The 11,755-nt window shown below is 60.6% G+C and carries 8 protein-coding genes; 1 reads left to right on the top strand and 7 read right to left on the bottom strand.

From position 1 onward, the window contains the following. Positions 1-64: 64 nt before the first annotated feature. From ACIQV9_RS13825 to betI, 5 genes are all read right to left on the bottom strand, one after another. Entirely contained in the window at positions 65-1,402 is a 1,338-nt protein-coding gene (locus ACIQV9_RS13825; RefSeq protein WP_403102120.1) for a TldD/PmbA family protein, read from the bottom strand. Continuing rightward, positions 1,402-2,844: a TldD/PmbA family protein gene (locus tag ACIQV9_RS13820; protein ID WP_403102118.1), complete on the bottom strand. Its 1,443-nt coding sequence runs from the start codon at positions 2,842-2,844 to the stop codon at positions 1,402-1,404. Before ACIQV9_RS13820 ends, ACIQV9_RS13825 begins: the two co-directional genes overlap by 1 nt. 248 nt (positions 2,845-3,092) lie before the next feature. After that, positions 3,093-4,796, bottom strand: a complete 1,704-nt coding sequence (gene betA / locus ACIQV9_RS13815) for a choline dehydrogenase (RefSeq protein WP_403102115.1) — start codon at positions 4,794-4,796, stop codon at positions 3,093-3,095. Between the two features lie 179 nt (positions 4,797-4,975). Further along, positions 4,976-6,448 (bottom strand): betaine-aldehyde dehydrogenase, encoded by a 1,473-nt coding sequence (gene betB, locus ACIQV9_RS13810; protein WP_403102112.1) that lies wholly within the window; start codon positions 6,446-6,448, stop codon positions 4,976-4,978. Between the two features lie 108 nt (positions 6,449-6,556). Continuing rightward, positions 6,557-7,150 (bottom strand): transcriptional regulator BetI, encoded by a 594-nt coding sequence (gene betI, locus ACIQV9_RS13805; RefSeq protein ID WP_403102109.1) that lies wholly within the window; start codon positions 7,148-7,150, stop codon positions 6,557-6,559. Positions 7,151-7,529: 379 nt separating this feature from the next. Between betI and ACIQV9_RS13800 the strand changes: the two genes are divergently transcribed. Continuing rightward, entirely contained in the window at positions 7,530-9,479 is a 1,950-nt protein-coding gene (locus ACIQV9_RS13800; RefSeq protein ID WP_403102383.1) for a BCCT family transporter, read from the top strand. A gap of 224 nt (positions 9,480-9,703) precedes the next feature. Here ACIQV9_RS13800 and choV read toward each other — a convergent pair whose 3' ends face one another. Continuing rightward, positions 9,704-10,882, bottom strand: coding sequence for a choline ABC transporter ATP-binding protein (gene choV / locus ACIQV9_RS13795; RefSeq protein ID WP_010466986.1), 1,179 nt, complete (start codon positions 10,880-10,882; stop codon positions 9,704-9,706). Next, the gene (gene choW, locus ACIQV9_RS13790) at positions 10,879-11,724 is read right to left on the bottom strand and encodes a choline ABC transporter permease subunit (RefSeq protein WP_109635476.1); all 846 of its coding nucleotides are present in this window, start codon (positions 11,722-11,724) and stop codon (positions 10,879-10,881) included. The genes choV and choW overlap by 4 nt, the downstream gene beginning before the upstream one ends. Between the last annotated feature and the right edge of the window lie 31 nt (positions 11,725-11,755).

The raw sequence follows: 11,755 nt of genomic DNA, 5'->3' as shown, positions 1-11,755 counted from the left end.
CTTCGCAGCCGAACGGGGGCAAGCCCCCTCGCCACAGGATCCCCTGTGTACTGGGATAACGTGTTTACAGGGTCAACGTAAGACGGCTGACAAGCGCACCAGGCAATAACGCCGAGGCCGTAGCCCGCTGGCTGTAGGTGCTGGCCGACAACATCAGCTCACGTTCCTCGGTCAATGCTTCCAGCTGCGAACCGAGCAAACTGTAAGCACTGTCATCAAACCGCATCGTGCTCACCGGCGCCTGAATCTCGCCGTTCTCGACCCAGAACGTCGCAAACCGCGTCATGCCGGTCAGGCGTGCCGCCGGTTGATCCGAGTAGTTCAGGTACCAGAGGTTGCTGATGTACAAGCCAGTGCCCAGTTGCTTGAGAATCTCTGCATCAGGCAACGCACCCGCCGCCATGTTCACTGCGCTTGGCATTTCACCACCGCTGGCGCCGTTGGCGGTCAGGCCGTACTCGGCGGCGCTGCGTGAGCTGACCATCTGCGCGCCCGCCTTGCCTGCGACTATCAAGCCAAGATCGCTGCGCGGATAACCTTCGCCCGAGAACGCCGGGCTCAACGAACCGCTGACTTTCTCATCGACCGACACCAACGGGCTGAACGAACTGTCGCCCGCATACAGCTTCTGCAACGGACTGTGTTTGCTGGCAATCGACTGCGCCGAGAAACCGCCCCAGCCCAGCATGTCCATAATTTCCCCCAAGGCAGCCGGCGCCAGGTAGGCGCGGTACTGACCGGGCGCGAGGGTGCGTTGTGGTCTGCCCAGGAACGCCAACTGCTCGCGAGCCTGCGCAAAGCGTTTGGCAAACCCTTCGCTGTTCCAGTCGTGCCCGGCATAGCTGGCCTTCACCGCTTGGCCATTGTCGTGGAACAGGCTGAAATCGAAATTGAAGCTGTTGGCTTGATGCCAGCCGAACGCGCCCGAAGAACTGGCGAAACCTCGGCTGATCGGTCCCGCAGCGTAAAAGCCGACCAGATCCAGCCCTTCGGCCGCCTGGGTAATTTCGGCCACCACCTGCTCGGTGTCCGGCAGCGGATGCTCCTGCACGTTCTTGCTCTGCCAGCCGTTGTGGTTGAGCAGCAGGTACGGGTCCTGCGGCAGCAGCGGCAAGGTATCGCGCAACTGTTGCAGACCTTCGGCCAGCCGCTGAAGGTCGACTTCCGCATCACCGGAAAGCGTAATGTTCAGGTCGGCATGCCGCCCCTCGTGGATCAGTTTGAAACCGACACTCGCCTGCTGCACCTGACCGGCCTGACGAACCTTGGCGTGGTTGAAGCGCACGAAGGCCGAGGATTCGGCCGCGTAGCTGAGGGTGAATTGTTCCGGCTCGCGAATCGCATCGCGCAGCCAGTTGACCAAGGCCTTGAACGACTCGGCCTGATTGTTTGACGTACTCATCAGGCGTCTCCCCCAAATACATCCACGTTGCTGAACACGCAGGCCGGCGAAGCATGGCCGACGCGGATCACCTGATTCGGTTCGCCCTTGCCGCAGTTCGGTGTGCCCAGGACCTTGAGGGTGCTGGCGTCGCCGACGGCGCTGAGGTTTTTCCAGAACTGCGCGGAAATTGCCCGGTAGTTGGGGTTTTTCACCACGCCTTTGAGTTCGCCGTTTTCGATCAACTGAGCCCACTCGCAACCGAACTGGAACTTGTTGCGCGCATCGTCGATGGACCACGAGCGGTTGGTCGACATCATGATGCCGTGCTCGATGTTGCCGATCAGTTGCTCCAGCGGCTGATCGCCGGGCTCGATGTTCAGGTTGGCCATGCGGTCGATTGGCGGACGATTCCAGCCGCAGGCGCGGCTGTTGGCGACGCCGTCCATGCCGGCCCGGAATTGCGAAAGCGCGCCGCCCAATGGACGCAGCAGCAAGCCTTCCCTGATCAGGAATTGCTTGCTCGCGGCGGTACCGTCGTCGTCATGGCCGTAGCTGGCGAGTTGCTCGGGAATATCGGGATCGAAGGTTACGTTCAGCAGTTTCGATCCGTATTGCAGGCTGCCGAAGTCTTCTGCCTTGACGAAACTGGTGCCGGCGTAATTGCGTTCATCGCCCAGAATGCGGTCCAGTTCCAGCGGGTGACCGATGGATTCGTGGATCTGCAGCATCATCTGGTCGGGCATCAACAGCAAGTCGCGCGGGCCTTGCGGAGTGTTGGGCGCCAGCAGCAATTGCAGCGCTTGATCGGCGACTTTCGGACCCGCACCGACCAGGCCACAGCGGCTGATGACGTCGGCACTGCCTTGCTGGCCAAAGTTCTCGCGGCCCAGGCTGCGGGTCTGGCTGTCGCTGCCGTCGTAGGCGGTGACATCGAGGCCCGGGTAGACGAAGCGTTGGGCCTGACGTAGTTCCGCGCCAGCGCTGTTGAGGTAGATCTGCTCGACATGGGTGATGCCGATGCTCACCTGCCAGTTCACCAGACGCTCGTCCTTGGGCACGGACGCGGATTCGGCGCCAAGCAGTTGGTAGCAATCGCTCAGGGACGGGAAGGGCTGGTCGAGGTTTGGCGAAAAGTAGTCGGCGCGGTCGCTGGAGACGGCTTGCTCGCGCAGGTCCAGTAGCGCGTGGGGCTTGAGTCGGCGGGCTTGTTGCTCGGCGCGTTCCAGCGCGGCTTGCAGGCCAGCCTGGGACAGGTCGTTGGTCGCGGCGTAGGCTTCGACGCCGTTGACGCGCACGGTCAGCATCGCGCCTTCGTCACGGCTCAGGCTTGGAGGTTCGGCGACATTCTTGCGCACCGACAGGTACTGGCCGGACTCGCGCACATAACGTAGCGAAAAGAATTCAGCGCCCGTGCGCAAGGCAGCAAAGCGCTGCTTGAGCTGGGGGTGGAAATCGAACATTCGGGAACCTCCTTGGTCTGGAGTGGCGGTGTAGCGGTGTTGCGAAGGGGGGTGAAACGATTGCGTGGCGCTAGATTAGGCCTGCGCGGGGGGTAGGATCAAGCTTGGATCGGTGTAGGAAAGGATTACTTCGGGAGGTGTGGTGATGGGTCGGGCGTCTTCGCGGGCAAGCCTCGCTCCTACAGGGAATCGCGTTCTCCTGTAGGAGCGAGGCTTGCCCGCGAAGGGCGCGCCTCGGTGTAACGGTCTTACTGAGCGGTGAGGCTCACATCCCGCAATGGCTTGCCACGCACCGGCGCATCGCCGGCGACGTAGTAATCAGCCGTGCTGCGCGGCAACGGCTGCCGACCACGGATCTTGTCGGCGATTTTCTCGGCGATCATGATCGTTGGCGCGTTCAGGTTGCCGGTGGTGATGATCGGCATGATCGAAGCATCGACCACGCGCAGGGCTTGCAGGCCGTGTACACGACCTTCGCCATCGACCACGGCCATTTCGTCGGTGCCCATCTTGCACGAGCAGGACGGGTGGAACGCGGTTTCGGCGTGTTCGCGGATGAACTTGTCGAGCTGCTCATCGGTTTGCACGTCGATGCCCGGGCTGATTTCGCGGCCACGGAAAGCGTCCAGCGCAGGCTGTTGCATGATTTCACGGGTCAGGCGGATGCCGTCACGGAATTCCTGCCAGTCCTGCTCGGTGGCCATGTAGTTGAACAGGATGCTCGGGTACTCGCGCGGATCCTTGGACTTGGCCTGGATGCGACCGCGGCTCGGCGAACGCATGGAACCCATGTGCGCCTGGAACCCGTGCTCTTTCACGCCGTTGCTGCCGTTGTAGTTAATGGCAACGGGCAGGAAGTGGTACTGGATGTTGGGCCAATCGAATTCTTCGCGGGTACGGATGAAACCGCCGGCTTCGAACTGGTTGCTGGCGCCGATGCCGGTGCCGTTGAACAGCCATTCGGCACCGATGGCCGGCTGGTTGTACCAGAGCAGCGACGGGTACAGCGAGACCGGTTGGGTGCAGGCGTATTGCAGGTACAGCTCGAGGTGATCCTGCAGGTTTTCGCCGACGCCTGGCAGGTCATGGACCACAGGGATATCGAGCTTGTTCAGCAGTTCGGCCGGGCCGACGCCGGAGCGTTGCAGAATCTGCGGCGAAGCGATGGCGCCGGAACACAGCAGTACTTCTTTGCGGGCACGGGCTTCAACGCGCTCTTCTGCGGCGCCGATCAGGTAACGCACGCCGACGGCACGCTTGCCTTCGAACAGAATCTTGTCGGTCAGGGCGTGGGTGACGATGGTCAGGGTCGAACGCTTCTTGGCGACGTCCAGGTAACCGCGAGCGGTGCTGGCGCGACGGCCGTTCGGCGTCACGGTGCGGTCCATCGGGCCGAAGCCTTCTTGCTGGTAGCCGTTCAAGTCTTCGGTGCGCGGGTAACCGGCTTGCACGCCTGCTTCAACCATCGCGTGGAACAGCGGGTTGTTGCCGGCTTTGGGCGTGGTCACGCTGACCGGACCATCGCCACCGTGGTAGTCGTTAGGGCCGATGTCGCGGGTTTCGGCCTTGCGGAAATACGGCAGGCAGTTCAGGTAATCCCAGTCTTCCAGACCTGGAAGCTTGGCCCAGTTGTCATAGTCCATCGCGTTGCCACGGATGTAGCACATGCCGTTGATCAGCGAAGAACCGCCGAGGCCCTTGCCGCGACCGCATTCCATCCGGCGACCGTCCATGTGTGGCTCTGGATCGGTTTCGTAGGCCCAGTTGTAGCGACGGCCTTGCAGCGGGAACGCCAGGGCGGCCGGCATTTGCGTGCGGAAGTCCAGACGGTAGTCCGGGCCGCCTGCTTCGAGCAGCAGGACGGTGACGCCTTCGTCTTCAGTCAGACGGGTCGCCAGGGTGTTACCGGCCGAGCCGGCACCGATGATGATGTAATCGAATTCTTGGGACATTAAATGCACCCTCTTTGGTGTTGGGTCAGGTCAGGCCATCGCGAGTGCTGCGCACTCATTCGCGGGCAAGCCTCGCTCCTACAGGTGTTGCGTCGTGCACAAAACCTGCGGCAAACCTCGAACCTGTAGGAGCGAGGCTTGCCCGCGAAGGCGGCCTTTCAGGCGAAGCAGATGCCTGCTTAGAAAACCGAGGCGTAATCGCCCAGTTCGACCTGTACCGATTTGATGCGTGTGAAGTTGTTCAGCGAGCTGATGCCGTTCTCACGGCCCACACCCGACTGCTTGTAGCCGCCGACCGGCATCTTCGCGTCGGACTCGCCCCAGGCGTTGATCCAGCAGATACCGGCTTCCAGTTGATGAATCACGCGGTGAGCGCGGTTCAGGTCCTTGGTGACAACGCCGGCGGCCAAACCGAAGTCGGTGTCGTTGGCACGACGGATCACTTCTTCTTCGGTTTCGTAAGTCAGGATCGCCATGACCGGGCCGAAGATTTCTTCGCGAACGATGGTCATCTCGTCGGTGCAGTCAGTGAACACGGTCGGGGCCACGAACGCGCCTTTGGCGAATTCGCCTTCGGTCAGACGGCTGCCGCCGCACAGCACGCGAGCGCCTTCTTCCTTACCTTTGGCGATGTAACCCAGCACGCTTTCCATGTGGGCGAAGCTGACCAGCGGGCCGAAGTTGGTGTTCTCGTCTTCCGGGTTGCCGATGCGGATGCGCGCAACGCGCTCAACGATCTTGGCTTCGAAAGCGGCTTTCAGGTGAGTCGGCACGAACACGCGAGTGCCGTTGGTGCAGACCTGACCGGAGCTGTAGAAGTTGGCCATCATCGCGGTGTCGGCGGCGCGATCGAGGTCGGCGTCGTCGAAGATGATCAGCGGGGATTTGCCGCCCAGTTCCATGGTCACGTCTTTCAGCGACGAAGCGGAAGCGCTGGCCATGACCTTCTTGCCGGTGTCGGTGCCGCCGGTGAAGGAGATTTTTTCAATGCGTGGGTGCTCGGTCAACCAGGTGCCGACTTCACGGCCGCTGCCGGTCAGGACGTTGAACACGCCAGCTGGCAGGCCCGCTTCGGTGTAGATCTCGGCCAGTTTCAGAGTGGTCAGGGAAGTGACTTCGCTTGGCTTGAAGATCATCGCGTTACCGGCTGCCAGGGCAGGCGCGGATTTCCACAGGGCGATCTGGATCGGGTAGTTCCACGCGCCGATACCGGCCACGACGCCCAGCGGCTCGCGACGGGTGTAGACGAACGACGTGGTACGCAGCGGGATCTGCTCGCCTTCAATGGCGGGCACCAGGCCTGCGTAGTACTCAAGCACGTCAGCACCGGTGACGATGTCGACATACTTGGTTTCGGAGAACGACTTGCCGGTGTCCAGGGTTTCCAGAGCGGCCAGTTCATCGTTGCGCTCGCGCAGGATGTCGACGGCACGGCGCAGGATGCGCGAACGCTCCATGGCGGTCATCGCAGCCCAGATTTTCTGGCCTTTTTCGGCGCTGACCACAGCACGCTCGACATCGTCGAAAGTCGCACGTTGTACTTTTGCGAGGACTTCACCGTTAGCCGGGTTGATGGCTTCGAAAGTGGCGTCGCTGCTGGCGTCACTGTAGCCGCCATCGATGTAGAGTTTTTGCAGTTCGAAACGGGCCATAAAGTCCTCGCAAGTGCATAAGTGGTTGGCGTTGACCACTGGGCGTGCCTTATATCTTTGGGCAACGCTGATCAGTGGCGGTTCAGGGGTTGAGCGGTTATGTGTGCTCTAACTCACCTGCTTGGCCAGTTGAAAATCCATGTATTCGTAAGCGATCTGGTGCGCTTGCTCAGTGTCGAAAGCATCTCCCGACAGCGCGCCGCGCAACCACAAACCGTCAATGAGGGCTGCCAGGCCCCGGGCTGCGCTGCGTGCATCATCGAGCGGCAATACACGGCGAAACTGGCAGCACAGGTTGGAATACAGACGGTGATCGTTGATCCGCTGCAACCTGTGCAAAGACGGGTGGTGCATGCTGGTGGCCCAGAAGGCCAGCCAGGTTTTCATTGCCGGGCCATTGACCTGGCTGGCGTCGAAGTTGCCTTCGATGATCACCTGGAGGTGCGCCCGCGGGCTGCTGTCCTCCAGCGCCTGACGGCGCGCGGTGACGTTCTCGCTGAGGACCCTCATCAGATACTGCGCCGTGGCAGCGATCAGGCCGTTCTTGTCCTGAAAATAGTGACTGATGATGCCATTCGAGACACCGGCCAAACGGGCGATCAGCGCAATGCTGGCGTCCCCCATTCCGACCTGATCGACCGCCTGCAATGTGGCTTCGATCAACTGCTGGCGGCGGATGGGTTGCATACCGACCTTGGGCATCTTGCACATCTCCTTAGGCCTTCCGGCGGACGTAAAACGTCTATCGGATTGAAGGCCAGTCTATTTTGTTTTGATTGAACGTTCAATCAACAAAGAATAAGATCTGCGACAATTCGTCGCTGCCTACAGGTTTTTCCTACATGTAGTTGGCGGAAAAACGACATCCGAAAACGCTCGAAACCCACGCGCTATGGCGCTCTCGGGCTTCGGGCTTTTTTCGGGGTGTCTTTATATCACCCACCGGTCGGCTGCCAACTAACCGATTGGTCGGGTAACGCGTTGCCTTGTGTTCTTCTCTCGCACTGCCTGGAGCATCTGTGCCATGAGTTCTGCCTCTCTTATAAAGACCCCGCCCGAGAAGGTGACGGTCAACGGTTGGGTGTTCTACACCTCTACCGCGTTGATTCTGTTGTTGACCGCCATTCTGATCATCGCCCCGCAAGAGGCTGGCAGATTGCTCGGCATCGCCCAGGCCTGGTTGTCCCGCAGTTTCGGCTGGTACTACATGGTGGTGATCGCCGCCTATCTGGTATTTGTCGTCGGCCTGGCGTTTTCGTCCTACGGCAAACTCAAGCTCGGCAGCAAGGACGACACCCCGGATTTCAGCTACGGCGCCTGGGCGGGGATGCTGTTCTCGTCGGGTATCGGCATCTCGCTGCTGTACTTCGGTGCTTCCGAGCCGCTGGACCACTACTTCAATCCGCCGGAAGGCGTGGCCGCCAGCAACATGGCCGCCCGTCAGGCTGTGCAACTGACATTCCTGCACTGGGGCCTGCATGGCTGGGCGATCTACGCCTTGGTCGGCCTGGCCGTGGCTTACTTTGCTTACCGTCATAACCAGCCACTCGCGTTGCGTTCGGCGCTGTATCCGCTGGTCGGTGAGCGTTGGGTCAAAGGCGCGGCCGGTCATGCGGTGGACGGCTTCGGCATGTTCGTGACGCTGCTGGGGCTGGTGACGAACCTGGGGATTGGTTCGCTGCAAGTGTCGTCCGGGCTGGAAAACCTGTTCGGCATGGAACACAGCAACACCAACCTGCTGATCGTAATCATCGTGATGAGCACCGTGGCGACCATCGCTGCCGTGTCCGGCGTGGAAAACGGTATTCGTCGTCTGTCCAACCTGAACATCGTGCTGTTCAGCGGGCTGCTGATTTTCGTGCTGCTGTTCGGCCCGACTTTGCACTTGCTTAACGGCTTCGTGCAGAACATCGGTGACTACCTGAACGGCATCGTGCTGAAAACCTTCGACCTTTATGTGTACGAAGGCAGCACCGAGAAGAGCGAACGCTGGATGGGCCTGTGGACCCTGTTCTACTGGGCCTGGTGGATTTCCTGGGCTCCATTCGTGGGCATGTTCATCGCGCGTATTTCCCGTGGTCGCACGGTACGTGAACTGGTAGCCGGCGTGCTGCTGATCCCGCTGGGTTTCACCCTGGCGTGGCTGTCGATCTTCGGTAACTCGGCCCTGGACCTGGTGATGAACCATGGGGCGGTGGAACTCGGCAAGACGGCGTTGCAACAGCCGTCCATGGCGATTTACCAGCTGCTTGAGCATTACCCGGCGTCGAAGATTGTGATCGGCGTGTCGATCTTCGTCGGTTTCGTGCTGTTCCTGACCCCGGCGGATTCCGGTGCGGTGATGATGGCCAACCTTTCCTGCAAGGGCGGCAACGTCGACGAAGACGCCCCGCACTGGCTGCGGATCTTCTGGTCGGCAGTGATCACGCTGGTGACCATCGGCCTGTTGTTCGCCGGTAACTTCGAAGCCATGCAAACCATGGTGGTGCTGGCCGGTCTGCCGTTCTCGGTAGTGCTGGTGTTCTTCATGTTCGGCTTGCACAAGGCCATGCGCCAGGACGTGCAGATCGAACAGGAACAAGCCGAGTTGGCGGCGCGCGGTCGTCGTGGTTTCAGCGAGCGTTTGACGCAGCTGGACCTGCAACCGAATCAGTCGATCGTTCAGCGCTTCATGGACAAGCAAGTCAGCCCGGCGCTGGAAGAGGCTGCGGTGCAACTGCGCGGTCAAGGCCTGGAAGTGCAAACGTTGCTGGGTAAATCCAAGCGCTGCATGGGCGTGCGCATCGAGATGGAAGAGGGCAACCCTTTTGTCTACGAAGTGAGCCTGGATGGCTATCTGGCGGCGGCGAGCGAAACGGTGTCGGCCGAAAGCGCTGACGAACCGCGTGCACGCTACTACCGCGCCGAGGTGTACCTGCACAACGGCAGCCAGGATTACGACTTGATGGGCTTCACTCAGGATCAGATCACCCGTGACGTGCTCGATCAGTTTGAAAGCCATCGGCAGCTCCTTGGCCGGGTTTATAGCTGAGTAGCGAGTTGATCGTTCCTGCGCTCTGCGTGGGAACGCAAAGGGGCTCAAGTTGAGCCCCTTTTTTGTGCCTGATCGTTCCCACGCTCTGCGTGGGAATGCCGCCCCGGACGCTCTGCGTCCGCTTTTGAGTCGTGACGCGGAGCGTCACCGGATGCATTCCCACGCGGAGCGTGGGAACGATCACGCCGCGATCCTCTCGCGGCGTTTTTGTGTCTGCTGTCTTAGCCCAGGTTCTTGCCGAGCAAAGCGTGATACAGCTCGCTGTCACCCAGAATCCCGACCACCTTGTTGTTGTCGTGCAGCACCAGCTTGTTGCCGGTCTGATAACGAATCTGCAGCGCATCGCGCATGCCGATGTTGGAGTCCACCAACGTTGGCCGACGACCCAGGCCTTCAACCGCTTGCCCTGGAATCCAGTTCTGCAGGTCCAGGCTCGCACCGTTCTGGCGGGCGCCTTTGATGGTGTTGCCTTCGGCCAGGTCCAGCCACGAATCGCCGCCCGGATCGAGGCACACCGAACCGTTGATGCGTTTGCAGTTGTCCAGGGTGCGCATCAGGCTGCGACCGCACAGCACGTTCAGCGGATTGGTGTGCGCGACGAAGGTCCGCACGTAGTCGTCCGCCGGGTTGAGCACGATCTCTTCCGGCACGCTGTACTGGATGATCCGGCCGTCTTTCATGATTGCGATACGGCTGCCGAGCTTCAGGGCTTCATCGAGGTCGTGGCTCACGAACACAATGGTTTTGCTCAGTTTGCTTTGCAGTTCCAGCAATTCGTCCTGCAGGCCTTGGCGGATCAGCGGGTCGAGCGCCGAGAACGGTTCGTCCATCAGCAAAATGTCCGCATCCATCGCCAGTGCACGGGCCAGGCCCACGCGTTGCTGCATACCGCCGGAGAGTTCGTCAGGCTTCTTGTTGCGCCACTGGGTCAGGCCCACCAGCTCAAGCTTGTCGTCCACCAGTTTGCGCCGTTCTTTCTCCGGGCGACCCTGCATTTCCAGGCCGAAACTGATGTTCTCGCGCACCGTCAGCCACGGCATCAGGGCGAATTTCTGGAACACCATCGCGATGCGCTTGGTGCGCATCATTTTCAGTTCTGCCGGGGTACAGGAAGCGATATCGATCTGCTTGCCTTCGTGCTCGACGAACAACTTGCCACGGCTCACGGTGTTGAGGCCGTTGATGCAGCGCAGCAGGCTGGATTTGCCGGAGCCGGACAGGCCCATCAGCACGCAGATTTCGCCTTTTTCCACGTCCAGGCTGGCTTTTTCAACGCCGACGATCTGCCCGGTTTTTTTCAGGATCTGGTCGCGGGTCATGCCTTGGTCGAGGAGCTTGAGCGCCTCACGTGGATCTTTGGAGAAGATTACGTCGACGTCTTCGAAGCGAATAATGCTCATGCGTCACCCCCTACTTTAGCGTCGGGTTGTTTGCAGATACGGTCGAGCATGATCGCCAGCAGTACGATCGCCAGGCCGGCTTCGAAGCCCAGGGCGATATCAGCAGTGTTCAGTGCGTTGACCACAGGTTTGCCCAAGCCGTCGGCGCCCACCAGAGCCGCAATCACTACCATCGACAGCGACAGCATGATGCACTGGGTGATACCGGCCGCGATGCTTGGCATGGCGTAAGGCAGTTCGATGCGTGCGAGCAACTGGCGGCGCGAGCAGCCGAAGGCTTTGCCGGCGTCCATCAGTTCTGCGGGAACATCACGGATGCCCAGGTAGGTCAGGCGGATAGGCGCGGCAATCGCGAACACTACCGTGGAGATCAGACCCGGGACCACACCCAGACCGAAGAGGGTCAGGGTAGGAATGAGGTACACAAACGTCGGCACGGTCTGCATCAGATCGAGCACCGGCCGCATCAGTGTGTAGAACATCGGTTTGTGCGCGGCGACGATGCCCAACGGCACGCCGATGACCACGCAGACCAGGGTCGCGAAGAGCACCTGGGCGAGGGTTTCCATGGTCTCCTGCCAGTACCCCAGGTTGAGGATCAGCAGAAAGGAGGCAATGACGAAAACGGTCAGCCCCCACTTTCGTTGAATGAAGTGAGCCAGTAGTGCGATGAGGCCGATCAATGCCAGCGGGTTGAACCAGGTCAGCGCGAAAGTCACACCGTGGATCATCGTTTCCAGTGACACGGCGATGGCGTCGAAGGTGTTGGCGCCGTGTTGCGTCAACCATTCAACGAAGCCCGCGATGTACTGGCCTAGAGGTATTTTCTGATCAATCAGCATGGTAGTGAACGTCCGCATGCAAGGAAATAAA

The sequence above is a fragment of the Pseudomonas sp. NPDC099000 genome (genome assembly GCF_044759925.1).
Classification (GTDB): Bacteria; Pseudomonadota; Gammaproteobacteria; order Pseudomonadales; family Pseudomonadaceae; genus Aquipseudomonas.
The sequence above is the reverse complement of the archived record's forward strand: the minus strand, read 5'-3'. Positions and strand labels throughout refer to the sequence as shown.

Excerpts from the sequence above, each read along its gene's own strand:
- ACIQV9_RS13825 (WP_403102120.1), bottom strand. The coding sequence starts at position 1,402 with ATGAGTACGTCAAACAATCAGGCCGAGTCGTTCAAGGCCTTGGTCAAC.
- ACIQV9_RS13820 (WP_403102118.1), bottom strand. The coding sequence starts at position 2,844 with ATGTTCGATTTCCACCCCCAGCTCAAGCAGCGCTTTGCTGCCTTGCGC.
- betA (WP_403102115.1), bottom strand. The coding sequence starts at position 4,796 with ATGTCCCAAGAATTCGATTACATCATCATCGGTGCCGGCTCGGCCGGT.
- betB (WP_403102112.1), bottom strand. The coding sequence starts at position 6,448 with ATGGCCCGTTTCGAACTGCAAAAACTCTACATCGATGGCGGCTACAGT.
- betI (WP_403102109.1), bottom strand. The coding sequence starts at position 7,150 with ATGCCCAAGGTCGGTATGCAACCCATCCGCCGCCAGCAGTTGATCGAA.
- choV (WP_010466986.1), bottom strand. The coding sequence starts at position 10,882 with ATGAGCATTATTCGCTTCGAAGACGTCGACGTAATCTTCTCCAAAGAT.
- choW (WP_109635476.1), bottom strand. The coding sequence starts at position 11,724 with ATGCTGATTGATCAGAAAATACCTCTAGGCCAGTACATCGCGGGCTTC.